We start from the raw sequence: 16525 nt of genomic DNA on the forward strand, positions 1-16525 counted from the left end.
CGGTAGTCGAGGTCCATGCCGGGCGGCTGGGCATCGCGGCCATCGGCCGAGATGTCGTGGTCGCTGTCGGCGAGGTTGAAGGCGGTCGCCACGCCGGCGGCGGTGGCGGTGACCTGGCCGTCGTTGACCTTGTAGCCGTCCACCACGCTGCCGTGCTCGAAGATGTCGAGCAGGCCGTCGCCGTCGGAATCGGCGGTGGAGGTGATCGAGCTGGCCTGGCCGTCGCCGCGCTCGGTGATGTCGAGCTTGCCGTCGCCGTCGCTGTCGCTGTCCACGTAGTCGGCGGTGCCGCCGCCGTGGGTGTTCACCGGGATCAGGCCGATGCTGGCGGCCGAGCTGGCGTCGGCCGTGTTGGCGTCGTAGCGATCGTCCAGGCCGTCGCGGTCGGCGTCGATCATCGCGGCGCCCTGCCCGCTCGGCGCCTTGTAGCCGGCCGTCGTCTGGGCCTCCACGTTGTCGGTGATGCCGTCGTCGTCGCTGTCCAGGTCGAGCCGGTCGACGATGCCGTCGCCATCGGTGTCGGGGTCGGTCTGCTTGACCGAGACCTGGGTGATCACCTCGCCCTGCCCGTCGCCCGGGTTGGCGTAGGGGTGGCCGGCGGACGAAGGCATGGCCTGGATGGTGATCTTCGTGCTGCTGGAGGCGGCGTAGAAGACCACCGTGGCGGTCGTGGCCGGCGTCGTGTAGTGGTCGTCGAAGTCGACGTTGGACGTCAGCGTGCCGATCAGCACGCCGTCGGCATAGATGCCCACGCTTTCCGAGGTGGCGCCGCCGAACAGCGCGTACATCGAGACCGTCACCTGGTAGGCCGCGCCGGGCACGGTGGCGATGGTCTGCGAGATGGAGCTGGGCGTGCTGGTCGGCGACAGCGCCGTGCCTTCCAGCTCCACGCCGGGGCTCATCAGCGTGGCGTTGCTGTTGGAACTCCAGTTGCTCAGGCTGGCGAAGGTCGGGTTGCTGATCAGCTCGCTGCCCAGCGTGCCGCGCTCCAGGCCCTCGTGGGCATCGGTGATGCCGTCGTTGTCGTCGTCGATGTCGTGGGCGTTGATGATGCCGTCGCCATCGGTGTCGATCGGGGTGATGGTGGCGGTGGCGGCGTTGGACACCAGGCCGCCGCCGCTGGCGACCGAGGTGGCGACGACCGAGATCGTGCGCGCCGTCGTCGTGTCGGCCGTGGTGCTGAAGCGCACGTTCTGCAGCGCCTGCTGGAAGGCGGCGAGCGTGCTGCCGGTCGTGGCGGCGGCCGTCGTGGTCAGCGTGAGCACGCCGGTGGCGGCGTTGTAGCTTGACGAGATGCCGGCCACGGACGCCGTCAGCGAGAGCAGGTCGGCCGCCGTGGCATTGGCCAGCGTGATGGTCATCGAGACGAGGTTGTCGCCCTCGGGATCGCTGACGCTGATCGAGCGGCCGAGCGCCACCGGATCCTGGTCGTAGAGCGTGCTGTAGTTGGTGTTCGGGTTGGTGCCGTCGAGGTCGATGCGCGGCGCGTCGGCCACGGCGGTGATCGTCATCGAGATGCTGGCGGTCTCGGTGACGCCGCCGGACAGCACCGTGTAGCTGAAGCTGAAAGAGGTGCTGGTGTTGTAGTCGGCGTCGGGCGTAAAGGTCAGCGTGATGCCGTCGGCCGCCAGGCTCACCATGCCGTGGGTGACGGGCACGGCCGCGCCGCCGGCCGTGATCGCATAGCCGCCCACGGCGGTGATCAACCGGCCGCTGTTCTCGAAGTTGTCCGCCCCGCTGCTCTCACCCGCACCGGTGATCGGGCTGAAGACCTTGGGCGTGTCCTCGACCACGACGACCACGTCGTTCACGATGTCCGCGACCGCCGTCACCGCCGCGCTGATGGTGCCGGTGGTGGCCGAGAACGGCGAGCTGCCGCCCACCGTGCTCGCGTCCACCTTCAGGCCGTTGCTGGCGTTGGTGCTGCCGGTCTGGTCCCAGGCGCGGATGGTCAGCGTGGCGGTGCCGAAGAAATCGGCGTTGGGCTGGAAGTAGAGCTTGCAGCTGGCGGTGTTGGCCAGCAGCAGGGCGCTGCTGTCGGAGACGGTGCCGAGCTGCTTCCAGGTGGTGCCGCCGTCGATCGTGTACCACCAGGTGCCGTTGCTGCTGTCGGCGCCGGTGATGGCGATGCCCTTGGCCGCGGTGAAGGCCGGCGTGGTGGTGGTGTCGGCGTCGGTGACGTTGGCGTCGTTGATGTGCAGGGACGTGGCGTTGACGGCGGTGCCGATGGCGGTGCCCGCGGGGATCGGCGCAGCGACGCTGGCGTTCAGGTCTTCGTTGATCGTCGTGATCGTGCGGGCGGTGTCGACCAGCACCGGCGCGTCGTTGACCGGCGCCACGCTGACCAGCACCGAGCCGCTGGCGCTGGAGTAGGCCGTCAGCGTGCCGGGGTTGACCTTGGTGCCGGCGCTGCCGGTGGTCTGGTCCCAGGCCTTGAAGGTGAGCGCCGCGGTGGTGTTGTCGGCGGCATTGCCGGCATTGCCGCTGAAGTCCGCCTTGGGCTGGAAGTACAGGCGCGTGTTCGCGTTGTCGGCCAGCAGCAGCGCGCTGGTGGCGGAGACACTGCCCACCAGCTGCCAGGTGGTGCCGCCGTCGAGCGAGTACCACCAGGTGCCGTTGGTCTCGACCGTGCCGGTGATGGCGATGCCTTTCTTCGCGCCGGCATCGGCATCGGTGACTTTGGTCGTGTAGGTGGAGATCGGGTAGCCGACGGCGCCCGCGGGCGCGGGGTCGTCCTCGGTGCGGTTGATCGTCACCGTGGTGGCGCCCAGCACCGGAGCGTTGTCCACATGGGCGGCGATGGTGTCGGTCGCCGCCGAGAAGGCGGTGCTGCCGCCGTTGGCCGAGGCGTTGCCGGTGCCGTTGGCGCTGCCGCTGGTCTGGTCCCAGGCGCGGAAGGTCACCGCGCTGGTGATGTCGCCGGTGACGCCGGCGTTGGGCTTGAAGTAGATGCGCGTGTTCGCGTCGGCCATCAGCAGCCGCGCGGCGGCGTCGCTCACGGCTGGCACGGTGTTCCATGTCGTGCCGTTGTCCGTGGAGACGTAGAGCGTGCCCTTGCTGGTGTCCACGCCGCTGATGGCGATGCCCTGCAGCGCGCCGGTGTCCACGTCGGTGATGCCGCCCACAAGGTCCTTCACGAGCACCCCGACCGTGCCAGTGGGCGCCGCGTTGCTGGCCATCACCGCGTACAGGTCCAGCGCGGTGTGGGTCAGCACCGGCGCATCGTTGACCGGCGTCACCTTGAGCGTCAGCGTCGCGGACGAGGTGCCGCCCGGCGCGCTCAGCGTGTACGAGACCAGCGGCAGCGTCACGTCGACGTTGGCGGCCGGCGTCACCGTGTAGCTGCCGTCGGCGTTGAGCGTCAGCGTGGCCTGGGCCACGCCGTTCTTCGTCAGCGTGGTGGCGACTCCCAGCGTCAGCGCGGCGTCGGCGATCCCGTCGCCGTTGCTGTCGTAGCTGGCGGCGGTGATGCTGGCGCCACGCGACTGCAGGTCGTTGGCCAGCAGGCCGTTGGCCGCGCTGACGACGAGCGGGGTGTCCTCGGTGACGGTCACGGTATCGGCGATCGCCTGCGGCGGCGCCACGCCGGTGAAGTTGTCGCGGTAGTCCAGGTCCATGCCGGGGGCCTGGGCATCGTGGCCGTCGGTGGCGATGTCGTGGTCGCTGTCGGCCAGGTTGAAGCCGGTGGTGACCTTGGCCAGGCCGCTGCCGCTGGTGGTGACCTGGCCGTCGTTGGCGTCGTAGCCGTCGCTGGCGCTGCCGTGCTCGAAGATGTCGAGCAGGCCGTCGTGGTCGGTGTCGGTGGTGGAGGTGATCGAGGTCGGCTGGCCGTCGCCGCGCTCGGTGATGTCCAGCTTGCCGTCGCCGTCGCTGTCGGTGTCCACGTAGTCGGCATTCCCGCCGCCGTAGGTGACGACCGGGATCAGGCCGATGCTGGCCGCAGAGCTCGTGTTGGCGGTGTTGGCGTCGTAGCGGTCGTCCAGGCCGTCGTGGTCGGTGTCGGTCATCGCCGTGCCCTTGCCGCTGGGCGCCTTGTAGGCCGAGGTCAGCTGAGCCTCGACGTTATCGGTGATGCCGTCGTTGTCGCTGTCCAGGTCGAGGCGGTCGACGATGCCGTCCTTGTCGGTGTCCACGTCGAGCTGCTTGACCGAGACCAACTGCAGGATCTCGCCCCAGCCGTCGCCGGGCGCGTCCATCGGATGGCCGGCCGAGGACTGCATGGCCTGCACGCGGATCGTCGTCGTCGGTCCGGTGGCGTAGAAGGTGATCGTGACGGTGTCGGGCGCCACGCTGCCCGAGCTGGTGGACGGCGTGGACGAGCTGATCACGCCGACCTGCTGTCCGTTGATCATCAGCGCCGCGTTCTCCGTGTAGGGCGTGCCGCTGCGGGCGTACATGGAGACGGTGAACGAGTAGGCCGCACCGGCCACCGTGTTGATCGTCTGCTCGATGTAGCTGGGCGTGGAGGTCGGCGAGTTGACGCTGCCCTCCAGCTCGACGCCGCCGGGCCAGGCTTCCCAGCCGGAGTTGCTGGTCCAGCCGACGCTGGAGTCGAGCTCCGAGTTGACGACCAGCTCGGTCTGGCTGCCGGCCAGGCCTTCGCTGGTGTCCAGGATGCCGTCGTTGTCGTCGTCGATGTCCAGCGCGTTGGCGATGCCGTCGCCATCGGTGTCCAGCGGCGTGATCGTGGCGACGGCCGAGTTGGAAGCCTTCGGCGCGTTGGACGACATCGCCGCCACCGTGATCGTGCGGGCGGCGGTGCTGCCCGAGGTGCTGGCGAAACGGACCGCCTGCAGCGCGGTCTGGTAGCTGGCGAGCGAGGCGGTGCCGCTGAGCGTCAGCACGCCGGTGCCGGCGTTGTAGCTGGCGGTGATGCCGGTGACGGTCTGGGCCAGCGAGAGCGTGTCGGCCGCGGTGGCGCCGGAGAGCGTGACCGTCATCGTGTCGATCGTGTCGCCTTCCGGATCGGACACGCTGATGTTCGGCCCCAGGGCGACGCCGCCCTGGTCGTAGGCGACCGTGCTGTTGGCGCTGGTCGCCAGCGGCGTGGAGCTGTCCAGGTCGATGCGCGGCGCGTCGAGCACCGAGCTGATCGTCATGTTGACGGTGCCGTTCTCGTTGGCGCCGCCCGAGGTGACGGTGTAGGTGAAGCTGTCCGAGCCGTTGTAGTCGGCGTTGGGCGTGTAGGTCAGCGTCTGGTTGTCGGCGCCCAAGGTCACCGTGCCGTGGCCGACGACCAGCGGCGCGCTGCTCGGGCTGATCGGCTGGCCGTTGATCGCGGTGATCTTCGGGCTCGTGCCCTCGAAGTTGTCGGCGCTGGCGCCGCTGGTGCCGGTGATCGGGTTGAAGCTCTTGGCCGTGTCCTCGGGCGTGGTGATCGAGTCGGTCACCGTGTCGGCCACCGCGTAGATGGTGAGCGTGGCCGTGCTGCTCGCGCTGGAGAAGGCGGTGGTGCCGCCGTTGACGGTCGTGTCGGCCTTGTTGCCGACGCTGCCGCTGGTCTGGTCCCAGGCGCGGATCGTGATCGTGGCGGTGCCGTTGTAGTCGGCCTTGGGCTGGAAGTACAGGCGGCCGGCGGTCGCGCCGGAGCCGGTCAGCAGCAGCAGGGCCGAGGCATCGCTGACGCTGCCGAGCGCCGTCCAGGTGGTGCCGTTGTTGGTCGAGTACCACCAGGTGCCGTTGGCGCCGTCGGCCGCGGTGATCGCCACGCCGAGCGCGGCGGCATTGGTGTCCGGATCGAGCGTGGTGCCGATGAAGCTGGAGACCGCGGTGCCGACGGCGCCCACCGGCGATGGCGCGGCCGCGCTGGCGTTCAGGTCCTCGTAGATCGCGTCCAGCGCGCGGTTGCCGGCGGTCAGGTTCGGCGCATCGTTGACGGCCGCCACGGTGATCGTGGTCGTGACAGTGTTGGAGGCCACGCTGCCGTCGTTGATGGTGATGCTGACGCTGCGCGTGGTGCTGGTATTGGGCGCGTCGCTGGTGCTCTCGAAGCCGACCAGTTGCAGGGCGGCCTGGTAGCTCGCCACGCTGTAGACGCCGCTGAAGCTGACCTGCGTGTCGGTGCGCGTCCAGCTGATGCCGGAGGGCAGCGTGCCGCTGGCGGCCGAGGAGCCGCCGACCACCAGGCGGTCGCCGGTCTGCTGGCTGCTCAGCGTGACGCTGGCCGAGGCCATCGTCGTGCTGTCCACGTCGGAGATCTGCGTGGCGGCCGCCACCAGCGCCGGCGTGGCGTTCTCGGTGTAGCTCGTCGCGTTGCTGCTCGCCACGACCTGCACGTCGTCGACCAGCAGGCCCTGGCCATCGCCGGCCGCGGGGAAGCTGCCGCTGGTGGAGCCGGCCGAGGTGATGCGGATCACCGTGGACGTGCTGGTGGCCGTGAAGCTGACGGTCTGCAGCGTCCAGTTGTCGGCCGCGGTGAAGGTGCTTCCCGTGACCAGCGCGGTGCTCATGTTGGCCGCGTCGTAGACCGACAGGAAGCCCTTGTCGCCCACGTTGCCGGAGGTGCGCGTGTGTACCTTGACCGTGTAGGTGTAGGTCTTGCCGACCTCGGTGACCAGGGTCTGCTGGATGTAGGCCGCCGTGGAGGTGGGCGACAGCGCGGTGCCCTCGACCTCCGCCACGGTCAGGCCGTCGATCGCGCTCACGGCGTAGCTCGACCAGGAGACGTTCCTGTCCACGCCGCTGTTGCCGCTCCAGGCCGTGGAGCCGTTCTCGAAGCTGCCGTCGGTGACGATGTTGCCGCCCTGCGCGAGCACCGGCGCGTCGTTGACCGGCGTGAGGTTGAAGGTGATGGTGCGGGCCGTCGGGTCGGTGTCCAGGCCGCCGTTGGCCGTGCCGCCGTTGTCCACGACCTTGAACATGATGCTCGAGTAGGCGCTGTTGCTGCTGACGTCGTAGCCCGGCTCCCAGCGCAGCGTCGCCGCCTGGGCCGCCGTTAGCGTGGTGTTCGCGAAGACCTCGACGCGCTTGCCCGAGACGTTCACATAGGTCAGCAGCCCCCGGCCGGTGGGCGGTATCTGCGTGATGATGACGGACTGCAGGGTGTTGGCCGGGTTGTCGGACGTGTCGCTGAACCCGAAGTCCGTGATCGCGAAGTTGTAGACGTTGTCTTCGTTGATGGTGATGGTCTTGTCCGCGCCCGAGGGCGCATCGTTGACCGAGTTGACGGTGACGGCGATCGTGTCGGTGACCGACGAGAACGGCGTGCTGCCGCCGTTGCTGCTGGTGCTCGCAGTGCCGCCGTTGGTGCCGGTGCTGCGGTCCCAGGCGCGGATGGTGAGGCCCGAGATGCCGGCGCTGCCGTTGAAGTTGGCGGTAGTGGGCTGGAAGTACAGCCGGGTCTGGCCGTCGTCGGCCAGCAGCAGCGAGGCGGTGGCGCTGGGCGAGCCGACCGCCGTCCAGTGCGCGCCGTTGTCGGTGCTGTAGTAGAGCGTGCCGTTGGTGACGCTGGTGCCGGTGATGGCGATGCCCTTGTTGGTGGCGCCGCTGATGCCGGAGGTGAAATCGCTGATCAGCTGGCCGACGGCGCCGGTGGGTGCGGCTGCGTCTTCGTTGCTCGTGAGCGTGAGCACCGGCGTGGCGTCGAGCACCGGGGCGGCGAGCAGGTGGTCGTAGTCCGGCGCGGAGATCGCCTGGGCCTCGATCGAGCCTTCGTGCAGCTCCAGGTCCCAGTCGCCGCCCAGCGAGGCGGCGCCGGTGGCGTCGATGGAGGCGGCCACGTCGGCGCCGGTCAGCGCGGCCAGCAGCGTGGCGGCCTGCTCGCCCGCGGCGCCGCCGCCGAAGTCGCAGCCGTAGATCAGGATATCGGCCTCGGGCGCCAGCGAGGCGCGCAGGCCCTGCAGCACGTCGGCGTAGCGGCCGCTCATGGTCTCGGCATCGAGCGCGGTATTGCCCAGCTGCAGCGCGCCCTCGACGCCGTGGCTGATGATGTGGATGCTGTCGATGCCTCTGCGGCCTGCCAGCGCGGCGGCGATGGCCTGCACGCCGTCCTCGCCGGCGGCGATCATGTGGACTTCGGCCGTGTTGCCGATGGCCGCGACCAGCGCCTGCGGGTCTTCCACGCTGCTGTCGATGAAGACGAGGTTCAGCTGCGGCGCGGGCGAGGCCTCGGCGGCGGCCAGCGCCTTCAGCAGCGTGTCGTGGGTGCTGTCGTCCTGGGCATGCTCGGCCACCTGCTGGTGGGCGTCGTCCACGGCCTTGGCGGCGGTGGCCGCGGCGGCGGCATCGAGCAGCACGCGCGGCTCCAGCGCGCGCAGCTGCAGGCCTCGGCGCGGCATCGGGGTCGGCTTGAAGGCGCCGGAGAACACGCGGGTCAAGCCAGCCAGGAGCTTCTTCATAGGACGGTCTCTCTCACCAGGATCTGAACGACGCGCTGCGCGATGTGCAGCGCCAGGCTCTGGGCATGGCCCCTCACCTGCAATTCGCCGCGGACCTCGGTCAGCGGCAGGGCATCGGGCCGCCGGGTAGCGACGGCAACGATCTCGAAGGCGGCGTAATCGGGCCGCAAGACATGACCCTCGTTGCGCACCGGCAGCGCGCCGCCGGCCACCGAGGTGACGAGCGGCTGGTCGATCGCCTCGCTGGCGGCGGCGCCGATGCGGCGCACGGTGACGTCCAGCGCCGGCTGCAGGCGCGCCTCGTCGACGAAGCGGCCCGGGCTGCCCTCGTCCACATGGCCCAGCTCGGTGCCCTCCACGTAGCCGTGCGCCTCCAGCGCTTGCGGATGGCCGACCAGCGCCAGCCGCGTCTTGTCGTCCACCCAGCGGCCGGGGTGCAGTTCCTCGGCCATGTCGATCACGGTGCCGTCGACGGCGGCGCGCACCGTCAGCCGCGCCTGCTCGCGCTGCAGGCCCGCCATGCGGTCCTGCTCCATCCGCAGCTGCTGCGCCAGCACCAGGCCCTCGGCGCGGTCGCGCAGGTCGGAGGCGCGGCGGGCCAGGCGCTCCTGCAGGCCGGCCGCGGTCTCGCGCGAGCGGGCCAGCATGTCGTCGAGCTGCGGGGACGAGAGGCGCAGCAGCACCTCGCCCTGCTTCACCGGCTGGCCGGTGGCCACCAGCACCTGCTCCACCCGCGCGCCGCGCGGCGCGAAGGCCGGCGCCTGCTGCGCGGCGCTGAGCACGGCCGGGATGCGCAGCGTGTAGGGCCAGGGCAGGCACAGCGCGACGAGGACCAGCGCGGCGACGGCGAAGGTCCAGCGCGCGCGCGTGCCGCCGTCGCCGCGCCGCTTGAACCACACGCGCAGCTCGTTCCAGATCGGCCGCATCACGAACCACCACATCTCCACGCCGAACAGGAAGATGCCCAGCAGCTTGAAGAAGTAGTGGTAGACCAGCAGCGCGATGCCGATGAACAGGAAGAAGCGGTAGATCCACACCCACCAGGCATAGACCTGCAGGCCCACGCGGCGCGCCGCGCTGGCGGCCTCGGGCGCCTCGTCGCCATAGCCGAACAGCCATTCGCGCAGCTGCCAGCGGGTCATCGCGAACGAGCGCTCCTGCAGGTTGGGAATGCCCACCAGGTCGCTCATCAGGTAATAGCCGTCGAAGCGCATCAGCGGGTTCAGGTTCACCGCCACGCTCATCACCCAGCCGGTGGTGGCCAGTGCGAAGGCGGCGCTGCGCAGCGCGCCATCCGTGAGGAACACCCAGGCCAGCGTCGCGAACACCGCGACGATGATCTCCACCGCCATGCCGGCCACGTCAATGCGCACGCGGTCGGCGCGCGAGCTGAGCCGCCAGGCATCGGTGGTGTCGGTGTAGGCCACCGGCGTCATCACCAGCAGCGTGATGCCCATCGAGCTGACCCGCGAGCCCAGGCGCACCGCCGTGTAGCCATGGCCCAGCTCGTGCAGCGCCTTGACGCCGATCAGGCAGGCGCCGTAGGTCAGGAAACCTTCCATGTCCACCATGCGCGGGAAGGTGGCGAGGAAGGCCTCCCATTGGTGCGAGAGCAGGTAGAGCCCCAGCGCCGCCAGCGCCGCGATCACGCACCAGAACACGGGGCTGAAGGCCCAGGCCATGTAGGGCAGCGTGCGGCGCAGGAAGCGGTCGGGCCGGGCCAGCGGGATGCGGATGGACAGGTAGCCGTGCAGCAGGCGCTGCCAGATCGTCGGCTTCGCCCGGCTGTGCGAGCGCGCGCGGGCGAAGCTCATCTGCGGCCGCGGCGCCAGCAGCTCGTTGGCCTCGAGGAACTGCAGCAGCGCCGCCACCGCCTCCTGCGGCGCCTCGTGGCCGCGGCGCGCGAGCATCTCGGTCAGCGAGCCGAGCGTGACGCCCTGCCAGGCGGCCAGCAGGTCCACGCTGTCCTGGTCGACCTCGAAGAAGCGCTGCGCCAGCGGGTCGTGGATCTTCCAGCCGCCGCCGGAGCCCAGCAGGAGGCGCAGGTCCTGGCGCAGCGGCGGCAGCGGGAGGTCTTCTACAGTCCGGTCCATTGGCGCACAGCGGTGATCGGGCGCCGCAGCAGGTAGAAGAACAGCGAGACCGGCTCGCCGTGGATGCGGGCCACACCGCGCGAACCGAGGCGGGCGGCGCTGGGCTCCTTGTCGTCGATGCGCGCGGTGACGAGGAAGCTGGCCACGCCGGCCGCGTCCACCTCGGCCTTGTAGGCAGCGCGCACGAGAGTGGCGTGCAGCGGCTGCAGCGGCGCGGCGTCGAGGAAGACGGTGGCCTCGGCGCCGACGCGCAGGTTCACCGCATCGGCCGCCGGCACATGCAGGCGGAACTCGGCCTTGGCCGGGTCGGCCACCCGCATGATCGCCTCGCCGACGGCCACCGGCCGGCCTTCCCAGTCGCGCGGGTCGTTGTACAGCGCCACGCCGGCCTGCTCGGCGCGGATCACCGACTTGCCGAGCATCGCGCGGGCGAAGTCCAGCTCGGCGGCGGCGACGGCCTCCTCGCTCTGCGCGATGGCCAGCTCGCGGCGGGCGCTGTCGTCCTCGGTGGAGGCCTGCTGGACGCGCAGCATCCGCGCGCGGGCCACCTCGAGCTTCTGCGTGGCCACGTCAAAATCGCTGTGCAGCGTGGTGTCGACCAGCTGCACCAGCTTGTCGCCCGCCTTCACTCGCGCACCGGGCGGCACCAGGATGCGGTCCACCACCGCCTGGAAGGGCGCGGCGACGACGAAGGGCAGTTGCGGTGCCACTTCCATCGGCGCCATCGTCGTCAGCGGCACCGGGATGAAGGCGAGCAGCGCCACCGCGACGGCGGTGCCGATGGCCGCGCGCTGCAGCCACTTGCGCCAGGGCCGGGCCGGCTTGTCGCGCCCGCGGATCGCGCTGGCGCCGTGGGCGTAGGCCATGGCCAGGCGCTGGGCGAGCGCCTCGTGGCCTTCGTCCCAGGCGTCCTTGCGGGCGAGGATCCAGCCGGCCCGCAACGGGCGGCCGGGCTCGGCCAGCGGCAGCCACATCAGCTCGCGCTGGCTGGCCTCCTGCGTGCACGGGTCCTCGGGGTCGGCATGCAGCGGCAGCGCGAAGCGCAGGGCCGCCGGCCCGCTGGCCACGAGACGGCCGGCGATGCCTTCGTACCAGCGCAGCATCGGCGAATCGCGGTTGACGCTGCTGAGGCCGGACACGGCCACCACGCGCCAGCCCGCCTTGTCGTCCGCCCGCTGCACCACGAGGGACTGGCCGTAGGGCAGCAGGGCCAGCGCCTCGTTGACCAGGTGCTGCCAGAGCTCGCCCACCTCGGTGCAGGCGCGCAGCTCGCCTTCGATGCGGATCAATTGGGCGAGGCGCTGGTCGGGCGCGGCAGCCGGTGGCGGCGCATCGTTGGCGGCCGGCGGCGCGGCGCCGACGACGCGGGTCTGGCGCAGCGGTTCCGCGGGCATCAGCGCTTCTCCCCGGGGAAGCTCACCTGCCCGCTCATGCCCGGCAACACGCGATCGGGCGCCTTCGTCACCGACGCGATCACCTTGACCGTCTGGCTCACAGCATCGACCGCGCCGGCGATGCGCGTCACCTTCGCATCGAGCAGGTCGCCGGTCTCGTCGACCTTGAAGCGGATCTCCGAGCCGATCTGCATCCAGCCCAGCCAGCGCGAGGGCAGCACCATGCTCAGCTCCAGCGGGCCGCTGCTGACGATGCGGATCAGGTCCTTGTTCGGCGGCGGCGCCTCGCTCTCGCGCACCAGCGTCTCGACCACCCGGCCGGCGAAGGGCGCCGTGATGCGGCAGGCCACCATGCGCTGTTCGATCGACTGGGCCTGCGCGCGCTTCTCGTTGGCATGGGCCACGGCGATGTCCGCCTCGCCCTTGCCGGCGGCGCCCAGGCCCAGGAGCTCGGTCTGCATCTGCGCGTTGCGCGCCTCGGCGGCATGGCCGGCGCGGGCCGCCGCCAGCTCGGCGCTCATGCGGGCACAGTCGAAGGCGACCAGGGTCGCACCCTTGCCGAAGCGCGCGCCTTCCCTGAACGGGATGCTGGTGATGCGCTCGCCCAGCGGGCTGGCGAGCACGGCCTCGCGCTCGGCGCGCAGCACGCCGCGGGCAGCGGGTTCGTCGGCCGCGGCGGCGACCACGGGCAGGCTCAACAGGAAGAGCAGCGCACGACTCATTGCGCCGCCTTCGTCGTCAGCACCATCTCGTTCTCGCGCCACACGCCCCGCAGCCGGGCGGCCAGCGCGTCCACGCTGTCATTGCTGCTGACCTGGCCGTCGACGATGTCCACGCCCATCGACGAATACAGGTTGGCGAAGGCGTTCTGCAGGTCGGCCAGCGCCACGTCGTAGCGGATCTCGGAGACGACGTTGTTCAGCTGCTCGCGTATCAGCGTCTGCCGGCTCAGCTTGCCGACCTCGTAGCCGGCATCGATCTGCGCCATGATCGCCCGCTGCACGCGATAGATATCGCCGGCGGTCTGCAGCTCCTCGCGGCGCATCTCGTAGCGGGCGCGGGCCACGTAGACCTGCACGCCCACGGCGGTGGTGAGGGCCAGCGCCCGCTGGTCCAGCAGCGCGCCCTGCGCGTCCACGCGGCGCAGGTCGGCCGGCAGGCGGAACACGTTCATCAGGCTCCAGCTCGCCTGGGCGCCTGCGTTGAGCCAGGCCTGGTTGTACAGGTAGTCGTTGCTGTTCCAGTTGACACCCAGCACCAGCTTCAGGCTGGGCAGCGCGCGCAGCTTGGAGGCCGTGGTCTCCCAGTCGTTGTTGCGCAGCTGGTAGGCCACCTCGCGCAGCTCGGGGCGGTTGGCAATGGCGAGCTTGAGCATGTCGGCGGCGCCCATCGTCAGCGGCGCGCGCTCGATGTCACGCTCGGGCAGCACCAGTTCGTACTCGGTCTCGGGCGGCAGGTTCATCAGCGCGGCCAGCTGCTGCTTGGCCGTGACCAGGTCGCGCATCAGGCCCTGGGCATCGCGGCGGATCGAGAGGATCTCGCGCTGGTAGGACAGCGGCGCCAGCGGCGCGGTGGTGGCGCCGTCGGCCTGCTGGCGGGCCAGGCGCAATGCGTCCTCGGTGGCGAGCTGCAGCATCATCACGCGGCCCAGCATGCGCTGGGCGCTGACGGCGCGCCAGTACGCGGTGCGCACATCCTCGATGATGCGTACCAGCGCCTTGCGCTTGTGCTCCTCGGCGATCAGCACCTCGTTGCCAGCCTGGCGGGCGCGCACGTAGGAGAGGCCGAAATCGAGCACGTCCCAGCTCAGGTTCAGGTCCACGTCGAGCACGCTGCGCTCGCTGGAGGTGGACGATTCGAGCGACTGCTTGCCGGTGAGCAGCGAACGGCTGGAGCCGCCGGAATCATTCGAGCGCGAACTCCAGTTCAGGCCGGCGACGGCGCGGGGCAGCATCTCGTAGCGCTTCATCTCCAGCTCGCTGCTGCGCAGCGCGTGGGTCATCACCTCCACGCGGTAGTCGAGGTTGTACTTGATGGCCCGGGCCATCGCCTCGTAGAGGTCGATCGGGCGGGCCACCGGCTCCTGGCCGGCCGTGTGGCGCGCCAGCAGGTCCTCGGCGCGGGCGCGGTTCTCGTCGGCCGTGATCGGCGTCAGTGGCACGGCGCAGCCGGACAGGAGCAGCAGGGTCAGCAGCGTGGCCGCACCGGCTCGCAGGAAACAAGGTCTGGGAAAACCGGATGAACGGGACTGCTTCATTCGAACGACCTCGATGGGGGATCTGTCCAAACGAGGGTATTCCTGAAGCCATCGCTCCTGACAGCGAAGGCCCGCACCGCGCTCGGGCTTTCATCCCGATTCACCACAGGGTTACTTAACTTCTAGGGGGGTCAGCCCGTGACGTTGACGGCCGTTGCGTGACGTTGTTCACAGGAAAAATCCCCGAGGGTCAGGTCTTGCTGACCGTCGCTCGGGGCCTGCGTTGCAACCATGAACTAGGGACTTGCGCACATCGGCGAGCCCATGCAGATCAGCCGCCTGCCTGTCGATCCCGAAGTTCGCGGCGCGGGAAGCTGATGGTGCGGACCCGCCTGCGGCCGGTCAAGCTTTCGCGGCAATGGGCCTGCAGGCCGGCGGGTTTCAGGGCGGTCAATTCGCCAGGGTCGAACGAAGCATCTCCAGCCGGTCCTGGCCGAAGAACATCTCCTCGCCGACGAACATCGTCGGCGCGCCGAACACGCCGCGGGCCACGGCCTCGTCGGTCGCCGCCTTCAGGGCCGCCTTGATGGCCGGATCGCTCGTCAGCGCCAGCATCTGCGCCGGGTCGAAGCCGGCCTCGGCCAGCACGCGGCCGGCGATCGGCGGCTGGTTCAGGTCCAGCGCATCCACCCACAGCGCCTTGAACACTGCCGCCAGCAGATCCTGCAACCGTGCCGGCTCGCGCAGCGCCACGCCGGTCACCACCCGCATCAGGAACAGCGTGATGATCGGGAAGTGCGGGTTCATCACCAGCGGCACGCCGTACAGCCGCGCATGCCGCTGCAGGTCGTGGTTGGTGTAGCGCGCCTTGGCCGGCACGGCCGCCGGCGAGGCATTACCGGTGGCCTGGAACACGCCGCCCAGCAGCATCGGCTTGAATACCAGCCTGGCATCCGCCTGCCGGCACAGCGCGGGCAACTGCGTCCAGGCCAGGTAGGAAGCGGGGCTGCCGACGTCGAAGTAGAGATCGACCTGCCTGTCTTTTGCCATGGTTTTCATGAACGTTCGTTTGGTGAACGGACGTTATGCTACGCTGGCGCCACTGTCAACGACCGACCGCCATGCGCTACACCGCGACCCACAAGCAGGAAACCCGCGAGAGGCTTCTGGCCAGCAGCCGCGCCATCGCCAAGCGCGGCGGCTTCGAGAGCACCGGCGTCGACGCACTGATGTCCGCCATCGGCCTGTCCGGTGGCGCCTTCTACGGCCACTTCCCGTCCAAGCAGGCGCTGTTCGAGGAGCTGGTGCGGCAGGAGGTGGAGAACAGCGCGCAGATGCTGGCCGGCGACGACGACTCCCCGCCCGACCACCTGGCGAAGATGCTGCGCGGCTACCTGAGCAGCTTCCACGCGGCCAACCCCGAATCGGGTTGCGCGCTGCCCACGCTGGGCCCCGAGATCGCCCGTGCCGGGCCGGCCGTGCGCAAGGCGGTCGAGAAGAGCCTCAAGCACACGCAACGCGGCTGGAGCCAGCGCCTGGGCGACCCGGACGCCGCCTGGTCCCTGCTGGCCCAGTGCGTCGGCGCGCTGGTGCTGGCCCGTTCGGTGGAGAGCGACAAGACCCGCAAGGACATCCTGGCGGCCTGCCGCCGCCATATCGAAGCCACGCAAGGAGATCAGCATGAGTGAAGCCAGCAAGGTCGCCCTCGTCGTCGGCGCCGGCGATGCCACCGGCAGCGCCATCGCGGCACGGTTTGCGAAGGAGGGCTATATCGCCTGCCTGACCCGCCGTTCTGCCGACAAGCTGCAGCCCTCGGTGGACGCGATCCGCGCCGCCGGCGGCCGGGCCTTCGGCTACGGCAGCGACGCGCGCAAGGAGGAGGACGTGATCGCGCTGGTCGAGCAGGTCGAGCGCGAGCACGGGCCCATCGAGGTACTGGTGTTCAACATCGGCGCCAACGTGCCCTGCAGCATCCTGGAGGAGACCGCGCGCAAGTACTTCAAGATCTGGGAGATGGCCTGCTTCGGCGGCTTCCTCAACGCCCGCGAGGTGGCGAAGCGGATGGTCGCGCGCGGCCGCGGCACCATCCTCTTCACCGGCGCCACCGCCGGCCTGCGCGGCGCCGCCAACTTCGCGGCCTTCGCCGGCGCCAAGCATGCGCTGCGCGCGCTGGCGCAGAGCATGGCGCGCGAACTCGGCCCGCGCGGCGTGCACGTGGCCCACGTCGTGGTCGACGGCGCGATCGACACCGAGTTCATCCGCACCAGCTTTCCCGAGCGCTACGCGCTGAAGGAGCAGGACGGCATCCTGAACCCTGCCCACATCGCCGAGAACTACTGGCAGCTGCACGCGCAGCCGCGCGACGCCTGGACCTTCGAGCTGGACCTGCGGCCCTACATGGAACGCTGGTAGCTCGGGCGCGATCCGTCCGCGCGGGCCGTCGTTCGCCCCCCGCGGCCCGTGCTTCGTCGCCTTCGCCTCGCGCGAGGCCATGAGTCCGCGGGA

The 16525-nt window shown here is 70.3% G+C and carries 8 protein-coding genes; 2 read left to right on the top strand and 6 right to left on the bottom strand.

Annotated features, from left to right (window positions below):
• The 6 genes from B0W88_RS09960 to B0W88_RS09985 form a co-directional block, all read right to left on the bottom strand.
• On the bottom strand, positions 1-8336 hold an 8336-nt coding region (locus B0W88_RS09960), incomplete at its 3' end, for a DUF4347 domain-containing protein (protein WP_144006699.1).
• Entirely contained in the window at positions 8333-10429 is a 2097-nt protein-coding gene (locus B0W88_RS09965; protein WP_077034511.1) for an HlyD family efflux transporter periplasmic adaptor subunit, read from the bottom strand. The genes B0W88_RS09960 and B0W88_RS09965, both read right to left, overlap by 4 nt.
• The gene (locus B0W88_RS09970; RefSeq protein WP_077034512.1) at positions 10414-11823 is read right to left on the bottom strand and encodes an efflux RND transporter periplasmic adaptor subunit; all 1410 of its coding nucleotides are present in this window, start codon (positions 11821-11823) and stop codon (positions 10414-10416) included. Before B0W88_RS09970 ends, B0W88_RS09965 begins: the two co-directional genes overlap by 16 nt.
• Complete coding sequence (locus B0W88_RS09975) at positions 11823-12545, bottom strand: efflux RND transporter periplasmic adaptor subunit (RefSeq protein WP_077034513.1); 723 nt, start codon at positions 12543-12545, stop codon at positions 11823-11825. Before B0W88_RS09975 ends, B0W88_RS09970 begins: the two co-directional genes overlap by 1 nt.
• A complete protein-coding gene (locus tag B0W88_RS09980) occupies positions 12542-13984 on the bottom strand; it encodes a TolC family protein (RefSeq protein WP_233151674.1) in 1443 nt (480 codons plus the stop codon). Before B0W88_RS09980 ends, B0W88_RS09975 begins: the two co-directional genes overlap by 4 nt.
• 486 nt (positions 13985-14470) lie before the next feature.
• Positions 14471-15070: a 2-hydroxychromene-2-carboxylate isomerase gene (locus tag B0W88_RS09985; protein WP_077034515.1), complete on the bottom strand. Its 600-nt coding sequence runs from the start codon at positions 15068-15070 to the stop codon at positions 14471-14473.
• Positions 15071-15141: 71 nt separating this feature from the next.
• Here B0W88_RS09985 and B0W88_RS09990 point away from each other — a divergent pair, with 71 nt between their 5' ends.
• Positions 15142-15708 (top strand): TetR/AcrR family transcriptional regulator, encoded by a 567-nt coding sequence (locus B0W88_RS09990; protein WP_077034516.1) that lies wholly within the window; start codon positions 15142-15144, stop codon positions 15706-15708.
• Positions 15701-16432, top strand: a complete 732-nt coding sequence (locus tag B0W88_RS09995) for an SDR family oxidoreductase (protein ID WP_077034517.1) — start codon at positions 15701-15703, stop codon at positions 16430-16432. Before B0W88_RS09990 ends, B0W88_RS09995 begins: the two co-directional genes overlap by 8 nt.
• The last annotated feature ends 93 nt before the right edge of the window (positions 16433-16525 follow it).

Origin of the sequence: Pelomonas sp. KK5, assembly GCF_001984095.1 — a bacterium.
Lineage (GTDB): Bacteria > Pseudomonadota > Gammaproteobacteria > Burkholderiales > Burkholderiaceae_C > KK5.